We start from the raw sequence: 22,394 nt of genomic DNA on the forward strand, positions 1-22,394 counted from the left end.
CCGCCAAGCTGGTCGACCACAACAGGGTCAGCCCCGTCTATGCGATAGAGCGTGCCGGACCGGCTGGTCGTATAGACCGCGCCGCCGGGCAGGATGGCGATGTCTTCGGGGCCGGTTTCCCCATCCGGCAGGCGGATCAGCTGCGCGGCATCCAGCGCTGTGTTCTCGGCGAAATCTCCTGTGAAACCTGCATCTTCCGGCATCTCAACGGCGACGGGGATAACGGGAACGGGCCAGAACAGAAGATAGGCAAGGCCCAGAAGAACAATGGCAGACAGTATGCGCATCTGCGCTCCTTACTTATGTTTCAATACGCTCTGACGCGCGGAATGAGGTGCGCGCTTGCCCGAAGCCCGGGCTTGGGGTTATCTGCAGGCATGACAGGACCTCGATACACCCCGCTTGCCCAATCTCTGCCCGCCACCGTGCCCTTTGTGGGCCCCGAAACGCAAGAGCGTCAGCGCGGCGCGGCGTTCATTGCCCGTCTTGGCGCCAATGAGAGCGTGTTTGGCCCCTCGCCCCGCGCGATCCGGGCCATGGAGCAGGCCGCGTCTGATATCTGGATGTATGGCGATCCCGAGAACCACGATCTGCGCCATGCTTTGGCCGAGTATCATGGGGTAACCCCCGAAAATATCGTCGTAGGCGAAGGGATTGACGGGCTTTTGGGTTATCTTGTGCGTCTGATTGTAGGGCCCGGGGATGTGGTTGTGACCTCGGACGGGGCGTATCCGACGTTCAATTATCATGTGGCCGGGTTCGGTGGCGTTCTGCACAAGGTCCCTTATGCCGGGGATCACGAAGACCCGGCGGCCGTGTTTGCGAAGGCGGCCGAGGTGGGTGCAAAACTGGTCTATCTGGCCAATCCGGACAATCCGATGGGCAGCTGGCATTCCGGCGCGGATATCGTGGCGGCGATGGATGCCCTGCCCGACGGGTGCCTGCTGATTCTGGATGAGGCTTATGTGGAATGCGCGCCAGTTGGGACAGCGGCACCTGTCAGCGCAGACGACCCTCGCGTGATCCGGATGCGGACATTTTCCAAGGTCTATGGCATGGCGGGCGCGCGGGTTGGCTATGCCATTGGAGCGCCCGACCTGATCGCAGCCTTCAACAAGGTGCGCAACCATTTCGGCATGAACCGCGCGGCGCAGGCCGGGGCGCTGGCCGCGTTGCAGGATGGCGCCTGGCTGGAGCACATTCAGACACAGATCGCCGAGGCGCGTGCGCGGATTGGAATGATTGCCCGCGAGAACGGATTGGAGCCCCTGCCCTCGGCCACCAATTTCGTGGCGATTGATTGCGGGCGGGATGGCGAATTCGCAAGAGCGGTACTGGAGGCTTTGGTTGCGCGGGGCTTGTTTGTCCGGATGCCGTTTGCAGCGCCCCAGAACAGGTGCATCCGGGTAAGCTGTGGTGAAACAGCAGATCTGGATGCTTTTGCGGTCGCCTTGCCCAAGGCGCTAGCAGAGGTGCGGGCAAAGACGGGCTAGCGCTGGTCTGTCTTGCCATCGGGTCAAAGGGGGGCTGTCTGCCCCCCATCGCGCAAAGCGCGATCCCCCCGAGGATATTTTTAGCCAGATGAAGGGGTGGATCGGTGCTGTTCGTCTGAGGCGTGTCAGGCGGCCAGAACAGCAGCGGCGGCCTCGAGCGCGCCTTTGCCACGGGGGATATCAAGCGCGGTCATGGCCGTTTCCATACCGCCCAGCATCGCCATCACCATCTGCCCGTTGACATGACCCATATGTCCGAGGCGGAAACAGCTGTCGTAGTCCTCCATCCCAAGACCAATACCCAGTGTCAAACCCAGCTGATGTTCGGTGAACGCCCGCAGGGCCGTGCCGCGGCCTCCGGTCAGGCGCAGGGCAGTGACGGCGTGACTGCGGCGGGCGCGGTCGGCAACGTTCAGATGCAGCGCGCCGCCTTCGGCCCATGTTTCACAGGCCGCCCAGATGGCAGTAGCCAGACGCTCATGGCGGGCCCAGACCTGTTCGATCCCTTCCGCATGGATCAGGTCGAGCGCGGCGTGCAGACCATAAAGGTGATGTGTCGGCGCGGTACCGTCGAAATACTGGTAGAACAGGTCGGGATTGGCGCGCGGCTGCCAGTCCCAGTATCGCGACACACGCGGCATGGCGGCCCGCTTGGCCTGTGCTTTGTCGTTGAAAAAGACAAAGCCTGTGCCTGCGGGGGTCATCAGGCCTTTCTGGCAGGCGGTGACCGTGACATCGACGCCCCATTCATCCATCTCGAACCGGTCGCATCCCAGCGAGGCAATGCAATCGGCCATCAACAGCGCCGGGTGGTCCAGATCGTCGAGCAGTTTGCGCAGTGCCGGGATATCGTTGCGGATCGAGCTTGATGTGTCCACATGAACCGCGAGAACAGCCTTGATCTGGTGGCCTTTATCCGCGCGCAAAGCGTCGGCAATCCGGTCGAGATCCCAGGCAGATGAGGTGCCGAAGTCGATCAGTTGCACCTTTGCCCCGATGCCTTCGGCCATCTCGGCCCAGCCATGGGTGAACCGGCCCGAGGCAGGAGCCAGAACGGTTTCGCCGGGGGCGATCACGTTGGACAGAGCGGCCTCCCACGTGCCGTGACCATTGGCAATGTAGATGGCAACGTCATGGCCTGTGCGAGCAACCCGGCGCAGATCGCGGGTCAGGTCGGGCATCATGTCGATGAGCGCGCCATCGTAGATATTGGGCGACGGGCGATGCATCGCCTGCAGGACCGCGTCCGGCATCACCGAGGGGCCCGGGATTGCCAAATAAGTTCGCCCCTGGGAGAGGGCAGGTGTCTGTGTCATGGGGTCAGCCTGTCTGAGGTGACGCCCACATTACCGAGGGGCTTCGCGGCGTCAATCCGCCAGCTTTGATGCCTCGCGCGCAAGTGTTTCGATCCCGGCCCAGTCACCGCTTTCGACCATCTGCTTGGGCGCGACCCAACTGCCACCGGCGCAGACCACGTTGGACAGGGACAGATAGTCACGGGCGTTGGACGGCGACACCCCGCCTGTCGGGCAAAAACTGATCTGCGGCAGGGGCGCACCGATGGCTTTGAGCGCGGGCGCGCCGCCCGAGGCCTCGGCCGGGAAGAATTTCAGCATGTCATAGCCTTTTTCCAGCAATGCCATCGCTTCACTGGCCGTGGCCGCGCCGGGCAGCAGGGGCAGGCCCTCGGCCTCGCACGCCGCGATGAGCGCGTCGGTTGCGCCCGGAGAGACGCCGAACTGCGCGCCCGCCTCTTTGGCGGCGCGGACGTCTTCGGGTGTGACCAGCGTACCTGCGCCGACCACGCCGCCCGGCACCTTGGCCATCGCGCGGATCGCGTCGAGCGCGGCGGACGTGCGCAAGGTGACCTCGAGCGCTGGCAGACCGCCGACGACCAATGCCTCGGCCAGCGGGCGGGCCTGCGCGACGTCATCGACAACCAGAACCGGAACGATCGGGGCAAGTGCGCAGATTTCACGGGTGCGTTGGGATTTGGACATGAGGTTAAACTCCGAAAATGCTGGCACCGGTGTCGGCCGAGCCGACATTCTGGCGGAACGCGCCAAAAAGATCGCGCCCTGTACCGTGTTGATTGGCGGACAGGTCGGCGGTGACGGGCGCGCGGTCCAGAACGCCTGCGGTGAGGATTTCCAGATCACCCCTGACCGCGTCAACGCGCAGGATGTCACCGTCCTGAAGGTATGCAATGGGGCCGCGGTCGAGCGCCTCGGGGACAACATGGATGGCGGCGGGCACTTTACCGGAAGCGCCAGACATGCGGCCATCGGTGACCAGCGCCACTTTCTGGCCCCGGCCCTGGAGGATCGACAGCATGGGCGTCAGCGAGTGCAGTTCCGGCATCCCGTTGGCCTTGGGGCCTTGAAACCGGACCACGACGATGACGTCACCGGTGAATTCTCCGGCTTTGAACGCGGCTTTCACCTCATCCTGATCGTGGAACACCCGCACGGGCGCTTCGACGACCTGATGTTCTGGCGCGACGGCTGATACTTTCATGACCCCGGTGCCCAGATTTCCGGTCAGGCGCGACAGGCCGCCGGTGGGCTGGAACGGGTCGCGGGCGGGGCGGACAATCTTGTCATTCAGGCTGTGGCCCGCGCCGTCTTGCCAGGTCAGCTCACCATCAATCAGCTTGGGCTCGCGCGTGTAATTGTGCAGGCCCTGCCCGGCAACGGTCAACGTATCGGGGTGCAGCAAACCTTCTTCGAGCAACGTGCCAATGGTGAACCCAAGCCCGCCTGCGGCGTGGAAGTGATTCACGTCGGCCAGACCGTTGGGATAGACCCGCGCGACCAGCGGGACCACGGCGGAGATATCGGAAAAATCCTGCCAGTCCAGAACGATACCACCAGCGCGCGCCATGGCAATCAGGTGGATCAGCAGATTGGTCGAACCTCCGGTCGCCATAAGGCCGACGATGCCGTTCACAAAGGCCCGTTCGTCGAGCACCTGATAAACAGGGGTATAGCTGTTTCCCAGCGCACTGAGCGACAGGGCGCGGCGCGCGCCCTCTTGTGTCAGCGCGTCGCGCAAGGGCGTGTTGGGATTGACGAAGCTGGAGCCCGGCAAGTGCAGGCCCATGAATTCCATCAGCATCTGGTTGGTGTTGGCGGTGCCGTAGAAAGTGCAGGTGCCGGGACCGTGATAGGCCGCCATTTCGGCGGCCATCAGTTCGTCGCGCCCGACCTCTCCGGCAGCGAATTTCTGGCGGACCTTGGCCTTTTCGTCATTGGGCAGGCCGCTGGTCATTGGCCCTGCGGGCAGGAACACGGCAGGCAGATGGCCGAACGCCTGCGCGCCGATGATAAGACCGGGGACAATCTTGTCGCAGACGCCGAGGAAGACTGCCGCGTCATAGGTGTTGTGGCTGAGTGCTACGCCAGTTGCCAGAGCGATCACGTCGCGTGAAAACAGCGACAATTCCATCCCTGCTTCGCCCTGGGTGACACCGTCGCACATGGCTGGCACGCCACCCGCGACCTGAGCAGTGCCTCCGGCGGCGCGGATCGCGTCGCGGATCAAGGCGGGGTACCGTTCAAAGGGCTGATGGGCGGACAGCATGTCGTTATAGGCGGTAACGATGCCCAGATTGCCCGCCGTGCCGGTGGCCATGGATTGCTGGTCTTCACCCGCACCCGCATAGGCATGGGCCTGACCACTGCAGGACAGGTGCGCACGGGCGGGACCTTTGGATCTGGCCTGTTCCATCCGGTCGATATGGGGACCACGCAGATCGGCGCTGCGGTCGATGATCCGTTTGGTGACGTCGGAAATGACAGAGTGAACCATGATTACCCTCCGATCTGACGCCAGCGACGCCCATCGCGATGCATCAGCATCAGTGCTTCTTCGGGGCCTGAACTGCCCTGATCGTACTTGGCGGGTTTGTCCCCGCGCTGTTCCCAGCCGTGAATGATGGGATCGACCCAGGCCCAGGCGGCCTCGGCCTCGTCCCCACGCATGAACAGGGTCTGATCGCCCCGGATGACATCCATGATCAGGCGTTCATATGCGTCCGGGGATTGCGAGTCATCACCCAACGCGTCGGCAAAACTCATGTCCAGAGCAACATCGGACAGGCGGAACCCGCCCTGCCCCGGTTCCTTTATCGTTGTGCGCAGGGTGATGCCTTCGTCAGGTTGCAAGCGGATCACCAGTACGTTGCCATGCAACGGGCCGACATTGGGAAAGATCGTGTGTGGCGGGTCGCGGAAGAACACCGCGATTTCAGAGGCACGGGCGCGCAGGCGTTTGCCTGTGCGCAGGTAGAACGGCACCCCGGCCCAGCGCCAGTTGCCGATATGGACCTTGAGTGCAATGAAGCTTTCGGTGCGGCTGGCCGGCTTGCCAACGTGATCAAGGTATCCGTCACCGCCCTTGCCCGTGCGATACTGACCACGGGCGATGTCCCTGGGTTCGACTGGTTCCAGCGCCTCGATCACCTTGACCTTCTCGTCACGCACTGCATTGGGAGAAAACTTTGACGGAGGTTCCATCGCGGTCAGGCACAGCAATTGCACCAGATGGTTCTGGATCATGTCCCGCATCGCGCCGGATTGATCGTAATAGGCCCCGCGCCCTTCGACCCCGACGGTTTCCGCCACTGTGATCTGCACATGATCGACATGGGTCGAGTTCCAAAGCGGCTCGAACAGGGAATTCGCAAAGCGCAGCGCCATCAGGTTCTGCACGGTTTCCTTGCCCAGATAATGGTCGATCCGGTAAATCTGGTGTTCCTTGAAACACGCCCGCAAGCCTTCGTTCAGCGCCCTGGCCGAGGCCAGATCATGGCCGAAAGGCTTTTCGACAACGATGCGGCTGTCCGGCGTGGCCAGACCGGCGTCATGCAGGCGCTGCGCAATGCCCGAAAACAGGCTGGGACCCACTGACAGGTAAAAGGCCCGCACCACGTCGGGGCGCAGCACCTTGGACAGATCGGACCATCCGGCATCGCCCAGTGCATCTACCGGCACGTATTCAACATGGGACAGAAACCGGTCCAGTGTGTCCTTTTTGAATTTTGGTGCGAATTCCTGCATCGATGCACGGACCTGATCGCGAAACCCGTCGCTGTCGATATCCGAGCGCGCCGTGCCGATGATCCGCGCCCCATCGGGCATCTGGCCGACCTCGAACCGATGGTACAAGCCCGGCAAGATCTTACGTTGCGCCAGATCCCCGGTCGCGCCGAACAACACAAGATCGAACGGCTCTACCGGAATTACGCGTGAAACCATCACAGGCTCCTTCTCGAGTTTGCCGATATCAGTTCAGCACGGCATGAAACGGCTCTGCGGCACACTGTTACCGCTAACATTGCCTGCGTGATAAAAAGCCCGCGCGAAAAAATCAAGCATAGTTTCCCAAAAAGCGAGGTTTTGCGGGCTATACCTGACTGCGCAGCCATTCCATCACGGCCGGGCGCACGGATTGTTCGCCACGATGGCGTGCGTCCGCGATGATTTTGCGTACCTCCATCAGGTCACACCGCAGCAACAGGCTTTTGACCGGACCAATCGACGCCGGGCGCATCGACAGGGTGCGAATACCCATGGCAGCAAGGCACAGCGCCTCGACCGGGCGGCCCGCATCCTCGCCACAGAAGCTGAGCGGGGTGTCCGAAAGCCCGCAGCGTTCGACAATGCGTTCCATCAGGCTCAGGAAACTGACATTCAACGTGTCATAGCGGCGGCGCACCAGTTCATTTTCGCGGTCAGCCGCAAAAAAGAACTGCTTGAGGTCATTCCCGCCGATCGAGATGAAATCGACCTCGTCAAAGAACTTTTGCGGGGCAAAGGCCAGCGACGGGGTTTCCAGCATCGCGCCGACTTCAAGCGTTTCGGGCAGAACGTGGCCCAGTCGCTTTTCCCGTTCGATGGTTTTGTTTACCTCCCAACGGGCTTCGCGATATTCCTCGGCCTGCGCGACAAAGGGGAACATGATGGTCAGTGGGCGGCCATTGGCGGCGCGCAGAAGGGCCTGCAACTGCATCCGCATCACGCCGCGTTTGTCCAGACCGACACGAATGGCGCGCCAACCCAGGGCCGGGTTGGGTTCGGCCACGTGTTTCATATAGGGCAGCACCTTGTCCGACCCGATATCCAGTGTGCGGAACACCACCCTTTTGTCGCCTGCCGCATCCAGAACCCGCTGATACTGAGTGACCAGCTCGGACCGTTTGGGCATCTGATTGCGGATCAGGAATTGCAGCTCGGTTCGGAACAGGCCAACACCTTCGGCACCTGATGTTCCCAGCGACGGCAGGTCGGCCATAAGGCCTGCGTTCATCACCAGATTGATGCGCGTCCCGTCGCGTGTGATACAGGGGGTTTCGCGGATCGAGGCATAGCGTTCCTGCGCTTTGGCCTGCATCGCGATCTTGTCGCGGAAGGCGCCGACCACGCTGTCTTCGGGGCGCAGGTGAACAACGCCCTGATCGCCATCCACCAGCACGTGGTCGCCATTCAGCGCTTCGGTCGTGATCCGGCCCACATGGACCACCAGAGGGATCGCCAGCGCACGGGCCACAATGGTGGCGTGACTGCCGACTGAACCTTCTTCGAGGATGATCCCCTTCAGCGCCCGCCCGTATTCCAGCAGGTCGCCGGGGCCGATATTGCGTGCGACCAGAATCGGGTCGGGCGGCAGATCGGCGCTGTCGGTTTTTCCCTGCCCGGTCAGAATGCGCAACAAACGGTTGCTGAGATCGTCAAGATCCGCCAGCCGTTCGCGCAGATAGGGATCAGACACTTGCCCCATCCGGGCGCGCGCCTGGGATTGTTCTTTCTCGACCGCGGCTTCGGCGCTTAGCCCCAGGGCAATGTCCTCTTCCATCCGGCGCATCCAGCCTTTGGAATTGGCAAACATCCGGTAGGCTTCCAGCACCTTGAGCTGTTCGGTGTCACCATCCCGGGAAATCTCGAGCATCTTGTCGACGCCGACGCGCAGCTCTTCCACCGCCTCATTCAGACGTTCGCGTTCCCGGTGCGGGTCTTCGGCGATCGGATTGGTGACAACCACACGGGGTTCATGCAGCCAGACATGGCCTTCGGCGGAGCCTTCCTGCGCCGGGCCGCCGCGCAGCAGGACCGATTGCTGGTGCCGTGGCGACAGTGCCGCGCCTTCGCCGACAAAGGCGCCCAGTTCGGTCATTTCGGCCAGCACCATGGCCACCACTTCCAGCGCATAGATTTCATCGGCGGAAAATTCGCGCGCTTTGCGGGACTGGACAACCAGAACACCCAGCTTTTCCCCAAGGCGCTGCACCGGCACGCCGAGAAAGGACGAAAACCGCTCTTCCCCGGTTTCCGGCATATACCGGAACCCTTTTTCAGACGGCGCGTCCGGGGTGTTGACCACCTTGCCGGTCTTGGCGACCCGGCCCACCAGCCCCTCGCCCATGCGCATCCGGGTCTGGTGTACCGATTCAGGCGCAAGCCCCTGGGTCGCACAGAGTTCCAGGGTCTCATCATCGCGGAACAGATAGATCGAGCACACTTCGCTGCGCATGCTGTCAGCGATCAGATGGGTGATCTGATCAAGACGCTCCTGCCCAGCGGCTTCGCTGGCCATCGCCTCGCGCAACCGCCCCAGCAGCTTGCGGGATTCTGTTTCCGTGCCGTCTGCCATGGCCCAACCAATTCAGTGCGTCAGGCGAAACCCTTGGCCGATCAGCTCAGGCCGCCTTGTCCAGTTCAAAGGCATCATGCAGTGCCTGAACGGCAAGTTCCATGTATTTCCTGTCGATAAGAACGGAAATTTTGATCTCGGAGGTTGTGATGACCTTGATGTTGATCCCCTCATCCGAGAGTATCTTGAACATTTTGGCCGCGACACCCGATTGCGAGCGCATACCGATTCCCACCACCGAAACTTTGCAGACACCGGTATCAGCGACCAGTTCGGCATAATTGAGCTCGCCCTTGTCCTTGATCGCCATCAGTGCTTTCTCGGCGCGGACCACCTGATCGGTGGGGCATGAGAAGGTCATGTCCGTGCGCCCCTCGTCCGAGATGTTCTGCACGATCATATCGACATTGACGCCCTCATCGCTGAGCGCGGTGAAGATGGTCGAGGCGATACCGGGACGGTCCGCCACCGAAACGACGGTCATCTTGGCCTCGTCACGGGAATAGGCCACACCGGCCACAACATTGGATTCCATGATATCCTCCTCGTCAACGACCAGCGTACCGGCCTCGTCGGATTGTTCTTCGAAACTTGAAAGAACGCGCAGTTTCACCTTGTAGCGCATTGCCAGTTCGACCGAGCGGGTCTGTAGCACCTTGGCGCCCAGCGACGCCAGTTCGAGCATTTCCTCGAACGAGATCCTGTGCAGCTTGCGCGCCTTTTCGCAGATGCGCGGATCGGTGGTATAGACGCCATCCACGTCAGTATAGATATCGCAGCGTTCCGCACCAAACGCGGCGGCAAAAGCCACGGCAGTGGTGTCCGAGCCGCCCCGGCCCAGCGTGGTGATGCGGCCTTCGGGGCTGAGCCCCTGAAACCCGGCTACAACGGCCACTTTCATGCCTTCGTCAAATTTCTGGGTGATGTTCGTGGTCGGGATATCTTCGATCCGCGCCTGGCTGTGCGCACTGGTTGTCAGCAGCGGCACTTGCCAGCCCTGCCAGCTGCGCGCAGGAACATCCATTTCCTGCAATGTCAGCGCCATCAGCCCAGCGGTGACGTTTTCTCCCGAAGATACAACAGCATCGTATTCGCGTGCATCAAACAGCGGCGAGGTCTCGTTCACCCAGCCCACCAGCTCGTTGGTCTTGCCCGACATGGCCGAAACGATGACAATCACGTCATAGCCCTTGGCAACTTCGACGCCAACACGCTTGGCTGCGCGGCGGATGCGGTCCAGGTTGGCAACCGAAGTGCCGCCGAATTTCATAACGAGTACGGGCATGGGGGCAAAAGTCTCCGCGCCTTGGATTAGAGGTCCCGAGCCTCATAAGCGAGGGGCACCCCAAGAGCAAGAGCGCAAACAGGACCCGCCTGTGGCACAGGGCCGCTTTACATTGCGCAGGTGCAGTGTCAGCCTGCGAGTAACAACCAAATCAAGAGGTTCCCCATGTTTCGCCTAGCCCTTGCCGTTACTTTGTTGTCGTCGCCTGCATTGGCGCAGGTTGCCAGTGTGGCAGGCACGGACGGAAAGAATGCACTGGGCAAGGTGCCCTGCGCCGCAAATGCCGGTGATCCGATGCAAAGCTGCAATGCAGAGCTGCGCCACCACGACGACGGCACCACGACGCTGGCCGTGGCTTTGGGTGATGGCAAGGTGCGCAACATCTATTTCAAGGATGGTGCGCCTGAGTCCAGCAGCTCGACCTCGAAGATGACATATGAAACGCTGGGTGACCTGCTTGTGGTCTATATTGAACCCGGTGAGGTCTATGAGATTCCCAAAGCGGCGCTGACCCGTCAGTAAACGTGCGCCTGACCGTCATAGGTTTCGAAACAGCCGGTTGAGTTGATCGACAGGGCCTCAAAGCGTTCCATCAGGCCGGAGGCGGCCTGATCGACATCAATATCAGCAGCGCCACCGCCCATGTCGGTTTGTACCCAGCCCGGATGATAGATGCCCACGGCGATCCCGTCGGCTTTCAGATCCGTCGCCAGGTTTCGCCCCAGATTCAGCGCCGCCGCTTTGGAGGCGCGGTAGATATAGCTGCCCCCCGGCGCCCGTGTATGGGACGCCATCTGAGACGAGATGATCGCGACCTTGCCGCCTGCGGCGCGCAGATTGGGCAACAAAGCCTGGACGGTCAGGAAAACGCCGGTCACGTTGGTGGCAAAGCTTTGCGCCCACATATCGGCGGGGTAGTCGTTGAGCGTGTGCCCCTTGTCCAGATAGACCCCGGCATTGCAGATCAGCAGATCAACGGGCTGGTCTTGCAGCTGTTCGGCCATTGCCGCCTGTTGGGCCGGGTCCGACACGTCCAGACGCACCTGTGCACTGCCATCGCGTGCGGTTCCGGTAACCGCGTCACCGCGGGTGCCGTAGCGCATGGCAAGGGCGCGACCGATACCGCGATTGGCACCGGTGATTACGACATGCATGGATCAGTTGGTCTTTCTGCTGGGCAGAAACGGCAGTGGCGCCACCGGCACGCCATCTTCGATCAGCGATTTCGCCTCATCCGGTCTGGCTTCACCGTAAATCGAGCGCTCTGGCGCCTCTCCCAAATGCATCTTGCGCGCTTCGCTGGCAAAATCCTTGCCGACGTAGTCCGAGTTCTTTTCTACATGGCGGCGCATCTCGGCCAGAACCTTCTCTATCTCGGGCGAAGGGGTGGCAACGTTGATCCGTGCGTTGGAAACAGGCGCGCTATCGGTTTTTCCCTTTGCGTTCCGGGCCGGACGGACACGCGGTGTCATGATCGCCTTGGCAACCTGCGCACATCCGCAGATCGCGCAGGTCACCATCCTTGCAGAAGCCAGCTTGTCAAAGGCTTCGGCAGATTGAAACCAGCTGTCGAATGTGTGGCCTTCACTGCATTTCAACGCGTATTGAATCATGTTCAGTCCAAAATTGCGATTGGCGAATAGATACCGACCAGACTGACAATATCAAGCCTCTCTGGTGCTATCTTAATGTGTATGGGTCTTAAAGTCGCGTAACAATTCGGCAAGCTCGGGTGATCTGACCTTTTGGGCCGCGTTTTCAGGCGCAAACCACTTGCGCCTGCGCTCATGCTTTTCGGGGAAGTCCTGCGACATTGTCTGTACATGCAGCGCAAAAACATCAACCAGAATCAAGGCCGGAGGCTGATTTGGGCGGTGCTTGACGTGCAGAAACTGCCCCAGCCCCGCTTTGCTGCATCGCCCTGTCACACCTGCTTCTTCCCAGGCTTCCTGCACTGCGGTTTCTGATGGGGTCAGCCCGGGGATAAGCCACCCTTTGGGGATAATCCAGCGCTGGGCCTGACGCGTTGTAATCAGCAAAACCTCTGGCTGGCCATGCCGTATCCGGTAACACAGGGCAGAGGATTGCCGCAAAACAGGGTGTTCCGAAGTCTCAGGTAATTCACGCAGCACCGGCCTTGCATTCATCGCGTGACGCACCTTTTGTTCACGTACGGGTTTGCCCGCCATATAGGCAGCATGACGCTCCTATTTAGCGGCAGTTGCTTTACAAACTACCACATGAAGTGGCACCCGCCAAGTCTGGTGCTTCCGTGCATCTGTTGGCTACATGCGGGTCGACAGCTGTTTCACCAACTCGTCATGTGGGATATCGGCATCAACCGCCAATCTTCGCAGGCCGAAATGCACGCGCGCAATTTGCTGGTAATAGCGCGAATAGACATAGTTCGTTCCACCACCGGCCAACGCGCCGAGCACCGGGACGGACTGTGCCGCCAGTTTTTGCCCCAGCACGATTGAAAAGCGTGGTGCCACGGCAGCAATCAGACGCTGCATGGCCGGACCGGTCAGAGTCAGGCGCACCGAGAAAAAGCCGAAATCCGCACCGTCATCATGCGACAGTGGGCCCGATGCGGACAAAACCCGCACACAGTCGAACTTAACGTTCTCGGCAGACGGATCGAAACCTTCGCGTGCAGCGGCCCCCTGAATGGCGCGCAACAGCATGGCGGTTGTTGCAGGCAGCTCCATCAGGGCTGTTGATACACCGCCCAGCCCGCCGGCCGCGCCCATGGCCGTGGCAAGCGCGGTATTGACCCAGGGCTGCTGATCAGGGATCGCACGCCGGGACCCCTGAGCCGCGTGCATCGCAAGCCACAACGCCTGCTCGGTGGCCCCTGTCAGGCCGTTCCGAACCGGTTCGGGCAGTTGCTCGAGCAGGGACTCGGCTGATCCGCCCAGCTTGTTCAGCAATTTGACACCGGCCCCTCCGGCAGATCGGTAATAACCCGCCAAACGATCCAGTTCAGCCTCGGCATCCACGTTTTCGACAAGAACCACGTTCTGCATGTGCGTCCTCCTGCCTATCAACATCGGCGTTAAGCCACGCCGATTCAATAGGTCAGCGGGTCCAGCGGGTGACGGCCCCCTGAACTCCGGACCAGACGCCGGGTGTCAGTTCCAACCCCAAAACCCGGTCAGGGTTGGTGGGCGGCGGCATCTCGACACCTTGCAGCCGCGCAAAACCAAATCGCCTGTAATAGGGTTCGTCACCGACCAGCATGACCCGCTGCCATCCGAGTTTGCGCCCGGCTTCAACACCGGCATGGATCAGATACGCGCCCAGACCCTCGCCCTGGTGCGTCGGGTGCACGGCAACTGGCCCCAGCAGCAATGCATCGTGTTCGCCCACATGGACCGGCCAGAAGCGGATCGCCCCAGCCAGAATGCCCTGACCGTCGCGCGCGACCAGTGACAGGTCAGAAACCGGCGGCACATCATCGCGCAACCGGTAGGACGACAACGCCTCACGGCCCGGCGCAAAGCACAGGTCATAGAGGGCTTCGACCTCCCACCAATCGTCCGGCTCTTCCGGCCTTATCCCGAATTGCTGCACACCCGCCCTCTTTTCCTTGCTGGAAATCGCCCTAGCACTTCGTTACGCCTTGGGCAAACGCTTGGAGATATGATGTTCTACCGCCCCGAAGACGGCCACGGCCTGCCGCACAATCCGTTCAACGCCATTATCACGCCACGCCCGATCGGCTGGATCTCGACCCGTGATGCGGATGGGATCAACAATCTGGCACCCTACTCCTTTTTCAACGGGGTTGCTTACACACCGCCACAGGTGATGTTTGCCACAACCGGCACGAAGCACGATCAGGTCGGCGGCAAGGACAGTATCGCCAATATCGAGGCGACTGGCGTATTCTGTGTGAATGTCGTGGCCCATGCGCATCAGGATGCGATGAACGCCAGCTCGGCCAGTCTTCCGAAGGAGGTGGACGAGTTTGCCCATGCCGGATTAACCCCGGTCGAATGCGAAACCATCCCCTGCGCCCGCGTTCAAGGTGCCCCGGCGGCGTTGGAATGCAAGCTCACCCAGATCGTGACCCTGCCCGGCGCGGCCAACCGCGTTGTGTTTGGTGAAGTGACAGGCGTGCATCTGCTCGACGACCACATCCGGGAGGGCAAGTTCGATGTAACTTCGTTCAAACCTCTGGCACGTCTTGGGTACCGGGACTATTCGGTCGTGTCCGAGTTGTTCTCGCTCAATCGCCCGGATGATTGAGGTTGTCGGGGGCTCTGCCCCCACCGCCCGTTCCGGGCGGCTCCCCCGGGATATTTTTTGGCCAGATGAAGCAGGGATCCTTCATTCATCTGGCTTCAAATATCCCGGAGCGCGAGGCAGAGCCTCGCAAAAGGATCAGTGGCCGCCCAGAATGCCGGTACGGACCGAGTAATCGACCGCAAGTTCGTAGTCCGGGTCATCGTCACTGTCGACCATCAGGTGGCCTGCCTTGTTCAACAGCTTGTGGCAATCCCGGCTCAGGTGGCGCAGCATGACGCGTTTACCTGCTGCCTCGTATTTGGCCGCGATGTTTTCGATGGCTTGCAACGCCGACTGGTCCACCACACGGCTTTCAGCGAAATCGACGATGACGGTTTCCGGGTCATTCGGCACATCGAAGAGTTCGATAAAGCCATCCGATGACCCAAAGAACAGCGGCCCCTGGATTTCATAGACCTTGGCCCCTTTTTCGGTCGCCGAGTCGCGGGTGACTGCGTGGATGCGCTTGGCGTTGTTCCAAGCATAGGCCAGAGCCGAGACAATGACGCCGACAACGACGGCGACCGCGAGGTCTTCCATCACTGTCACCACAGTGACCAGAACAATGACAAAGGCGTCGGTCAGTGGAACCTTGCGCAGGATCTTGAACGAGTTCCACGCAAAGGTGCCGATCACCACCATGAACATCACCCCGACCAGCGCGGCCAGCGGGATCTGCTCGATCAGCGGTGAGGCAAACAGGATGAAGGTCAGCAGAAACAGCGCCGCGGCGATCCCGGCGATACGGGTCCGGCCACCGGATTTCACGTTGATCATCGACTGACCGATCATCGCGCAGCCACCCATGCCACCGAAAAAGCCGGTCACGATATTCGACGCACCCTGCGCGATACATTCCTGAGAGGCTCCGCCGCGCTTGCCGGTAATCTCGCCCACAAGGTTCAGGGTCAGAAGGGATTCGATCAGGCCAATTGCGGCCAGAATGACGGCGTAGGGCAGGATGATCTCAAGCGTGCCCCAGTTCAGCGGAACCATGGGGATGTGGAAGGCAGGCAGACCACCTTCGATCGAGGCCAGATCACCGACGCGTGGGACATCCAGCCCCAGACCGATCACCAGCGCAGCGACAACCAGAATACCGGCCAGAGGCGCAGGAATGATGCGCGTGATGCGCGGCACCGCCCAGATCACCGCCATGGTCAGTGCTACAAGGCCCAGCATGGTGTATAGCTGCACACCCGAGAGCCATTCTCCACCGCCCATGCCGTGACCGGTGTTTTCCATGGTACCCGGCACCTTGAACTGGCCCATCTGGGCCAGAAAGATCACGATGGCCAAGCCATTCACAAAGCCCAGCATCACCGGGTGCGGCACCAGTCGGATGAAGCGGCCCCAATGCATCGCCCCGGCGATAACCTGGAGTATCCCCATCAGAACCACCGTTGCGAACAGGTATTCGACGCCATGCTCGGCCACCAGCGCCACCATGACGACCGCCAGCGCGCCGGTCGCGCCCGAGATCATGCCGGGTCGCCCGCCGATCAGCGCGGTGATGAGCCCCACAAGGAACGCGGCATAAAGGCCAACCAGCGGATGCACGCCTGCCACAAAGGCAAAGGCCACGGCCTCGGGCACCAGTGCGAGGGCCACAGTCAGGCCGGACAGCAGCTCGATCCGCAGACGAGAGAAGGTCAACCCCTCATCCGGCACCCAGCGCAGATCGGGTATGGCGATACGGTTGGCAAAACTTGCCAGCAAGGCTCGGGGCATTGGACAGTCCTATAGGATTTTATGTTCGCGCGAAGGGGTCGTTGTAGCGGGGGAGCGGCTGTTAAGCCACCGCAGCAGGTGGGATGCAGCCATGCACACAGCGCATAACTTGCCTCTCAGCAACGTGATTTGCGGCGCCGGGGCCAAGTACCCAAATGTGAGTTCATGCGTTGGATAGCCCTCATATTTCTATCGGCCCTGCCCGCCTTTGCGCAGGACTTGCAAGGGAATGACACGGCTGGAAACTGGCGTGTCACGCACCATGAAATTTTCGGCATCTGGAATTCGATTTGTGACGAGCGTGAAGAAGCCGGTACTTTGGTGCAGCGCTGCTATATAAGGCGCGCCGAGGTATTTTCCTTGCGTCCGAAATTTGCGGCGCAATTCATGTTCATCACACCTGAACCAGATGGTTTCAAAATAGAGTTCGGGATTGAGCCCGGCACCTTCTTCAGCCCTTCTGGATTCCGCATAGAGAAAGATCAGGATGTGATCTGGCGCACGCGGCGCCCCGGGTGCCTGACAGGGTTAAGCTGCACATTCGAGGATCATCGCGCCGACGGCCTGCTGGATGCCATGCTGAACGGGGATGCGTATCGTTTTGAGTTTCGTGACAGGCATGGTCAATCGCAGGACCTGACGTGGCCGCTGGATGAGTTTGGGGCCGCCTGGGCGGATTTCAACACCCAATCTCAACAGCGTAACCTGCTGGCGAAACAGGAATAGACCTCTTGTCAATTTCGGGTCGAACCCGCACAAATTCATTATCAGTATCTCAGGCGGAGCAGGACAGTGACCCAAACCAGGATTGCCGTTATCGGCGGATCAGGCATCTATGACATCGATGGGCTGGAAAATGCGGAATGGGTCAGTGTCGATACCCCTTGGGGGGCGCCCTCGGATCAGATTCTGACCGGGTCGCTGGACGGTGTCGCAATGGCCTTTCTGCCGCGCCATGGGCGCGGGCATGTGCATTCGCCCACCGATGTGCCCTATCGCGCCAATATCGACGCGCTGAAACGGCTTGGTGTGACGGATGTGATCTCGGTCTCGGCCTGCGGGTCGTTTCGCGAACACATGGCACCGGGTGACTTTGTCATCGTCGATCAGTTCATCGACCGGACATTTGCGCGCGACAAGAGCTTTTTCGGAACAGGCTGCGTCGCCCATGTCAGCGTTGCGCACCCGACCTGCCCGCGCCTGTCGGACGCCTGTGAGACCGCAGGCAAGGCTGCCGGTATCACGATCCATCGCGGCGGCACCTATCTGGCGATGGAAGGGCCGCAGTTTTCGTCTCTGGCGGAATCGAAGATGTATCGCGAGCAATGGGGCTGCGACGTGATCGGCATGACCAACATGCCCGAAGCCAAGCTCGCCCGCGAAGCCGAGCTTTGTTATGCCTCGATCGCAATGGTCACCGATTTTGACAGCTGGCACCCGGATCATGGCGAGGTGGATGTGACCACCATCATTGCGACCCTGACCGGCAATGCCGATAAGGGCCGTGCACTGGTCAAAGGCCTTCCCGCCCTGCTGGGGACCAACCGCGCGCCCTGCCCGCATGGCTGTGACCGGGCGCTGGAATATGCCATCCTCACCGCGCCCGAAAAGCGCGATCCGGCGCTGCTGGCCAAGCTAGACGCGGTTGCGGGTCGGATTCTGTAGGTTCTGCGCGACGCGTCGGGCATTGCAGCCGACAGCAGATCGGTTTTCCGGATCACGTTGTGCAAGCGTCCAAGCATGGCATCGACCCCTGCGCCCAAAACTGTCCGGGCACAGGGGATGCGGGTTCTTTCTGCCGTGATACTCGCCGCAAGAATGCGACGGTTGTGACGGATCGCACTCGTATCAGTTTTCGTGCAAGTCTCGGCCTGATCCGACCGATTTGACGGACCCGAAAGCTGATCGCCATGAAAATTGTCAAGCACTGGTAGTTTGGCTATAGCGGTACCAAAGGAACGTATTGCGAGCAGACCCTTATGTCTCTGGAACTCTGGCTGGCCTTTGTTGCCGCATCCACCGCCTTGCTGCTGATCCCTGGCCCAACCGTGCTGTTGGTGCTGAGCTATGCGCTGTCCAAGGGGCGCAGCGTTGCCGTGGCCTCGGCCACAGGGGTCGCTGTGGGGGATCTTGTGGCGATGACCGCGTCTTTGTTGGGACTGGGCGCGCTTGTTCTGGCCTCGGCCACCTTGTTTTCCGTCCTCAAATGGGTCGGAGCGGCCTATCTGGTCTGGCTTGGGGTTAAACTGCTGCGCAGCGCCCCGGCAAGTGGTTTGGGAACGGTCGCGACAGGGCGGGATGTCACCCCCGGCAGCGTGTTTGGACATGCGGCCGCAGTCACGGCACTGAACCCGAAATCCATCGCCTTTTTCATCGCCTTTGTGCCGCAGTTCCTGCGCCCGGCTGAACCACTGGGGCCGCAATTTGCCATCCTGATCGCCACTTTTGTCGGGCTGGCCTGGCTGAATGCGCTGGCTTACGCGTTGCTGGCCGACCGGTTGCGGCGGCTGATTGGCCGCGCCAGCGTGATCACCGGGATGACGCGGTTTGGCGGGCTGACCCTGATCGGGATGGGTTTCGCCACGGCAGTTCTGCGCCGCCCGGCCTAACCCCTTTTTCAGTTTTCGGCGTTTTCCTTCATGAACCCGCGGATAAACCGGCGGATTTCGCGGGCAGCTGACGTATCCAGCTCCCTGCACAACTCGACAAACGCGTCGCGCTCATCCTTGTCCAGACGCAGAACCAGCTGACTGTTTTTCTTCGTCGATCCCTTGCCGTCTTTCTTTGGCACGCGCGTTGCTCCTACCAAATGCTCGTTAATTCAGGCGATGCATTGTGTATACGTAGCATAGTGATTGTCGTTATCGGGCACTTAACAGCACCGGAACGGAAATGGCAATGAACCTTCGAAACACACAAGCCTTTCTTTTGCGGAATCAACGCAATTGAGTAAGCCGCACCTGTCATGTTTGCCTGCCACACTTTACCGATAAGTCAGATTGCCCAAGGCTGTGGTTTCGTGCCGCTGGTGATCGCGCGAATGAATTGTTCCTTGCATGGCTAACCCTCTTGGGCCAAACACGTTTTGGTATTTGAAGCGGAAAAGGGTTGGTTCATGTCAAGGAACAAGACTGTCAAAGACTACATCCGGACGATTGTCGACTTCCCGCATGAAGGAATTCTGTTTCGTGATGTGACGACTCTGTTTGCCGATCCGCGCGGATTTCGGATGGCCATTGACCAGATGCTGCACCCCTATGCCGGGGAACGCATCGACAAGGTCGTCGGCCTTGAGGCCCGGGGTTTTATCCTTGGCGGCGCGATTGCGCATCAGCTGAGCCTGGGTTTCGTGCCGATCCGCAAGAAAGGCAAGCTGCCCGGCACAACAATCAGCCAGGACTACAAGCTGGAATATGGTGAAGCGATCGTCGAAATCCACGACGACGCCATCCAGCCGGGCGAAAAGATCCTTGTCGTTGACGACCTTCTGGCCACAGGCGGCACTGCGGCGGCGGGCATCAAACTGATCGAGCGTTTGGGCGGTGAGATCGTCTCATGCGCGTTCATTATCGACTTGCCTGACCTCGGCGGGCGCAAAGTACTGGAAGATATGGGCATGGACGTGCATGTCCTGTGCGAATTCGAAGGGCTTTGACGCGACAAGCTTCGGATAGCGAAACAAGAGTCTGAGCCGGGTTCACGCCTTCAGCACCGCGCCGGGATTCATGATGCCATAGGGGTCCAGCGCCGCCTTGATGGCCCGCATCGCATCCAGCTTTACCGGATCGCCATAGCGTTCCAGATCGTCCGTTTTCATGCGGCCCACGCCGTGTTCCGCGCTGACCGAACCATCAAAGGCGTGGACCAGATCATGCACGGCCCGCTTGACCACAGCGCTCTGACCCTCAAAATCCGACCTGCCCTGCCCCTTGGGGGGAAAGACGTTGTAATGCAAATTGCCATCCCCGAGATGGCCAAAGCAATTGATCCGGAACGGCCCGAGACCGGAAATCACCTTTTCCCCTTGGCGCACAAATTCCGGAATTTCTGAGATCGGGATCGAGATATCATGGCTCGACACCGAGCCGATCAGGCGGTTGGCCTCGGGGATACGCTCGCGCACGGCCCACAACTCACCGCGCTGCGCCTCGCTTTGAGCAATCACGCCATCCTGCACCAGCCCAAGCGCTTGCGCGTGGACAAAGATATCCTCGAGCGCGTCGGACGGAGACTGCCCCCTGGCCAGCCCCAATTCGATCAGAACGCTCCACTCTGGCGGTGTTTCAAACGGTTGCCGGACGTCCGGCAGAACCTCGGACAAGAACTTCAGCCCCTGCCGGTGGATCAGTTCGAAAGTGCTGACAGCCTCGCCCACGCGATCACGCGCCAGCGCCAGCAGGAAAATGGCAGCCTCGGGTGACGCCACCTGAAACATCGCCGTCCCGATCACGGCAGGCCGCGGAAACAGCTTGAGCGCGGCTGCGGTGATGATCCCCAGCGTGCCCTCGGCCCCGATCAGCAGATTGCGCAGGTCATAGCCTGTGTTGTCCTTTCGCAACCGGCTGAGACCCTGCCAGATTTGACCATTGGGCAGAACGGCCTCGAGCCCAAGGCACAGGTCGCGCGCATTGCCATAGCGCAAGACGTTGACGCCCCCGGCATTGGTGGACAGGTTGCCCCCGATCCGACAGGACCCCTGCGCCGCCAGCGTCAAGGGAAACAGGCGGTCTTGCGCCTCGGCCGCGGTTTGGACGTCCTGCAAGATGGCTCCGGCCTCGGCAATCAGTATATTTTCGGTGGGATAGACGGACCGGATGGCCGTCATCCGTTCCAGCGAAATCACCAAGGGCGCTGGCCCATGCGGCATCACCTGTCCCCCGACCAGACCGGTTCCGCCGCCATAAGGCACCACCGGAACACGCATTTCGGACGCCACCTGCACCAGCACCGAGACCTCTTCGGTTGTGCGGGGCAAGGCCAGCAGGCCAGCCTGTCCGGCAAATCGCCCGCGCGGCTCTTCCAGATACTGGTCGGTCACCGGGCGCAGCACGTAATCGCCCAGTTTCGAGCGGATCAGCGTAGCAATGCGGTCATCAGCGGGGTTCAGACTCATACGTTTTCAATGCCCAACCGATTCCGTCACGGCAAGCCTTATTCCAGATCAATCAGATAGCGCGGCTCCAGCACGACAACCGTTGGACGGTCCGGCAAGTCACGCAGAGAGACGATGATCTCGGACACGCCGTCACGTTCAACCGGGAACTCGTCCCGGATATCCACGAGGAAGCGATCCAGCGAAAACTCCGAGAACCAGTGCATCGGAATGATCACCGAGCTTTTCAGCCGCTTCAGAACCGAGATCATGTCAGGCAAGGGCATGGTTGTTCCGCCATCGACGGCGGCCATGACCACATCCAACCGACCCAGCGCAGCAAACTGTTCGTCTGACGGTACATGATGCAAATGTCCCAGATGACCGATACACAGCCCTTCGACCTCGAACACGAAGATAGAATTGCCGCGCTCCTCGACCCCGCCATAGGCCGAGCGGATATCGGTCGGGACATTGCGTATCAGCATCTCGCCCAGATCCAGGTGGTGTTCGATCCCCTGCCCGAACTCGCCCCATCCCGGCAGGACATGCGGTATCGCCGGGTCGGGATGCGCCGTCCAATGGGTGTCGTGCGCATGGTTCATTGTCACCACGTCGGGAATCAGATCGGCACTGCCGATGAACCCGGTAAAGTCTGTCACTACATTCAACCCGCCACGGGTCTGGATCATAAAGGCGGCATGCGCGACATAGCTGACGCGCACCGAAAACTCCGGCACCGGGTCCTGCCATGCAGCTTTGTGCAGATATTCGATCCCCGGCGCCGCCTCGGCGATGGCGATACAATGGCTCGGCCGCCGCTCCTGCGCCACGGCCCCGCCCGAAATCA

General features: G+C 60.8%; 22 protein-coding genes and 1 pseudogene. 7 read left to right on the forward strand and 16 right to left on the reverse strand.

The genetic code is table 11. The features are described from left to right. Positions 1–287: pseudogene (locus tag AC2FND_RS14415) on the reverse strand (SMP-30/gluconolactonase/LRE family protein); the annotation flags it as partial. 90 nt (positions 288–377) lie between these two features. On the opposite strand from AC2FND_RS14415, the gene AC2FND_RS14420 reads away from it, so the two are divergent. Continuing rightward, positions 378–1,493, forward strand: a complete 1,116-nt coding sequence (locus AC2FND_RS14420; protein ID WP_496770456.1) for a pyridoxal phosphate-dependent aminotransferase — start codon at positions 378–380, stop codon at positions 1,491–1,493. 125 nt (positions 1,494–1,618) lie between these two features. Here AC2FND_RS14420 and AC2FND_RS14425 read toward each other — a convergent pair whose 3' ends face one another. The 6 genes from AC2FND_RS14425 to AC2FND_RS14450 all read right to left on the reverse strand — a co-directional run bounded on the left by AC2FND_RS14425 (position 1,619) and on the right by AC2FND_RS14450 (position 10,428). Further along, positions 1,619–2,809 (reverse strand): pyridoxal-phosphate-dependent aminotransferase family protein, encoded by a 1,191-nt coding sequence (locus tag AC2FND_RS14425; protein ID WP_496770457.1) that lies wholly within the window; start codon positions 2,807–2,809, stop codon positions 1,619–1,621. Positions 2,810–2,860: 51 nt separating this feature from the next. After that, positions 2,861–3,493, reverse strand: coding sequence for a bifunctional 4-hydroxy-2-oxoglutarate aldolase/2-dehydro-3-deoxy-phosphogluconate aldolase (locus AC2FND_RS14430; RefSeq protein ID WP_496770459.1), 633 nt, complete (start codon positions 3,491–3,493; stop codon positions 2,861–2,863). Positions 3,494–3,497: 4 nt separating this feature from the next. Next, the gene (edd, locus tag AC2FND_RS14435) at positions 3,498–5,303 is read right to left on the reverse strand and encodes a phosphogluconate dehydratase (protein ID WP_496770460.1); all 1,806 of its coding nucleotides are present in this window, start codon (positions 5,301–5,303) and stop codon (positions 3,498–3,500) included. Positions 5,304–5,305: 2 nt separating this feature from the next. Further along, a complete protein-coding gene (gene zwf, locus AC2FND_RS14440; RefSeq protein WP_209505650.1) occupies positions 5,306–6,751 on the reverse strand; it encodes a glucose-6-phosphate dehydrogenase in 1,446 nt (481 codons plus the stop codon). A 148-nt stretch (positions 6,752–6,899) separates the two neighbouring features. Further along, positions 6,900–9,143: a phosphoenolpyruvate--protein phosphotransferase gene (gene ptsP / locus AC2FND_RS14445; RefSeq protein WP_480546419.1), complete on the reverse strand. Its 2,244-nt coding sequence runs from the start codon at positions 9,141–9,143 to the stop codon at positions 6,900–6,902. A gap of 46 nt (positions 9,144–9,189) precedes the next feature. After that, the gene (locus AC2FND_RS14450; RefSeq protein WP_209505646.1) at positions 9,190–10,428 is read right to left on the reverse strand and encodes an aspartate kinase; all 1,239 of its coding nucleotides are present in this window, start codon (positions 10,426–10,428) and stop codon (positions 9,190–9,192) included. Between the two features lie 165 nt (positions 10,429–10,593). On the opposite strand from AC2FND_RS14450, the gene AC2FND_RS14455 reads away from it, so the two are divergent. Beyond that, positions 10,594–10,950 carry a hypothetical protein gene (locus AC2FND_RS14455; protein WP_480484393.1) on the forward strand — a complete coding sequence of 119 codons (357 nt, stop codon included), beginning with the start codon at positions 10,594–10,596 and terminating at the stop codon, positions 10,948–10,950. Here AC2FND_RS14455 and AC2FND_RS14460 read toward each other — a convergent pair. The 5 genes from AC2FND_RS14460 to AC2FND_RS14480 form a co-directional block, all read right to left on the reverse strand. Next, positions 10,944–11,582, reverse strand: coding sequence for an SDR family oxidoreductase (locus AC2FND_RS14460; protein ID WP_496770463.1), 639 nt, complete (start codon positions 11,580–11,582; stop codon positions 10,944–10,946). The genes AC2FND_RS14455 and AC2FND_RS14460 overlap by 7 nt on opposite strands. Positions 11,583–11,585: 3 nt before the next feature. After that, on the reverse strand, positions 11,586–12,041 hold the full coding sequence (locus tag AC2FND_RS14465) for a DUF1178 family protein (RefSeq protein ID WP_496770465.1): 456 nt from the start codon (positions 12,039–12,041) through the stop codon (positions 11,586–11,588). A gap of 72 nt (positions 12,042–12,113) precedes the next feature. Continuing rightward, positions 12,114–12,617, reverse strand: a complete 504-nt coding sequence (locus AC2FND_RS14470; RefSeq protein WP_496770467.1) for an NUDIX hydrolase — start codon at positions 12,615–12,617, stop codon at positions 12,114–12,116. A gap of 96 nt (positions 12,618–12,713) precedes the next feature. After that, positions 12,714–13,457 (reverse strand): EcsC family protein, encoded by a 744-nt coding sequence (locus AC2FND_RS14475; protein WP_496770469.1) that lies wholly within the window; start codon positions 13,455–13,457, stop codon positions 12,714–12,716. A gap of 52 nt (positions 13,458–13,509) precedes the next feature. After that, the gene (locus AC2FND_RS14480; protein WP_496770471.1) at positions 13,510–14,004 is read right to left on the reverse strand and encodes a GNAT family N-acetyltransferase; all 495 of its coding nucleotides are present in this window, start codon (positions 14,002–14,004) and stop codon (positions 13,510–13,512) included. A gap of 72 nt (positions 14,005–14,076) precedes the next feature. On the opposite strand from AC2FND_RS14480, the gene AC2FND_RS14485 reads away from it, so the two are divergent. Further along, positions 14,077–14,682, forward strand: coding sequence for a flavin reductase family protein (locus tag AC2FND_RS14485; protein WP_209598168.1), 606 nt, complete (start codon positions 14,077–14,079; stop codon positions 14,680–14,682). A gap of 135 nt (positions 14,683–14,817) precedes the next feature. Here the strand turns inward: AC2FND_RS14485 and AC2FND_RS14490 are convergent, their stop codons facing one another. Next, positions 14,818–16,452 (reverse strand): SulP family inorganic anion transporter, encoded by a 1,635-nt coding sequence (locus AC2FND_RS14490; protein ID WP_496770473.1) that lies wholly within the window; start codon positions 16,450–16,452, stop codon positions 14,818–14,820. 165 nt (positions 16,453–16,617) lie between these two features. Here AC2FND_RS14490 and AC2FND_RS14495 point away from each other — a divergent pair, with 165 nt between their 5' ends. The 3 genes from AC2FND_RS14495 to AC2FND_RS14505 all read left to right on the forward strand — a co-directional run bounded on the left by AC2FND_RS14495 (position 16,618) and on the right by AC2FND_RS14505 (position 19,061). Beyond that, positions 16,618–17,178 carry an invasion associated locus B family protein gene (locus AC2FND_RS14495; protein ID WP_496770475.1) on the forward strand — a complete coding sequence of 187 codons (561 nt, stop codon included), beginning with the start codon at positions 16,618–16,620 and terminating at the stop codon, positions 17,176–17,178. 66 nt (positions 17,179–17,244) lie between these two features. Then, positions 17,245–18,117: an S-methyl-5'-thioadenosine phosphorylase gene (locus tag AC2FND_RS14500; RefSeq protein ID WP_496770477.1), complete on the forward strand. Its 873-nt coding sequence runs from the start codon at positions 17,245–17,247 to the stop codon at positions 18,115–18,117. A gap of 314 nt (positions 18,118–18,431) precedes the next feature. Further along, on the forward strand, positions 18,432–19,061 hold the full coding sequence (locus AC2FND_RS14505) for a LysE family translocator (protein WP_480560377.1): 630 nt from the start codon (positions 18,432–18,434) through the stop codon (positions 19,059–19,061). A gap of 8 nt (positions 19,062–19,069) precedes the next feature. On the opposite strand, the gene AC2FND_RS14510 is transcribed toward AC2FND_RS14505, so the two are convergent. Continuing rightward, on the reverse strand, positions 19,070–19,243 hold the full coding sequence (locus AC2FND_RS14510) for a hypothetical protein (protein WP_209505622.1): 174 nt from the start codon (positions 19,241–19,243) through the stop codon (positions 19,070–19,072). 324 nt (positions 19,244–19,567) lie between these two features. Here AC2FND_RS14510 and AC2FND_RS14515 point away from each other — a divergent pair, with 324 nt between their 5' ends. Beyond that, the gene (locus AC2FND_RS14515; RefSeq protein WP_209505620.1) at positions 19,568–20,107 is read left to right on the forward strand and encodes an adenine phosphoribosyltransferase; all 540 of its coding nucleotides are present in this window, start codon (positions 19,568–19,570) and stop codon (positions 20,105–20,107) included. Between the two features lie 42 nt (positions 20,108–20,149). Here AC2FND_RS14515 and AC2FND_RS14520 read toward each other — a convergent pair whose 3' ends face one another. Then, positions 20,150–21,565 (reverse strand): FAD-binding oxidoreductase, encoded by a 1,416-nt coding sequence (locus AC2FND_RS14520; RefSeq protein WP_496770479.1) that lies wholly within the window; start codon positions 21,563–21,565, stop codon positions 20,150–20,152. Between the two features lie 38 nt (positions 21,566–21,603). Further along, on the reverse strand, positions 21,604–22,392 hold the full coding sequence (locus AC2FND_RS14525; protein ID WP_496770481.1) for an MBL fold metallo-hydrolase: 789 nt from the start codon (positions 22,390–22,392) through the stop codon (positions 21,604–21,606). Positions 22,393–22,394 lie beyond the last annotated feature (2 nt).

It is taken from the genome of Ruegeria sp. BHSB056 (assembly GCF_059613305.1).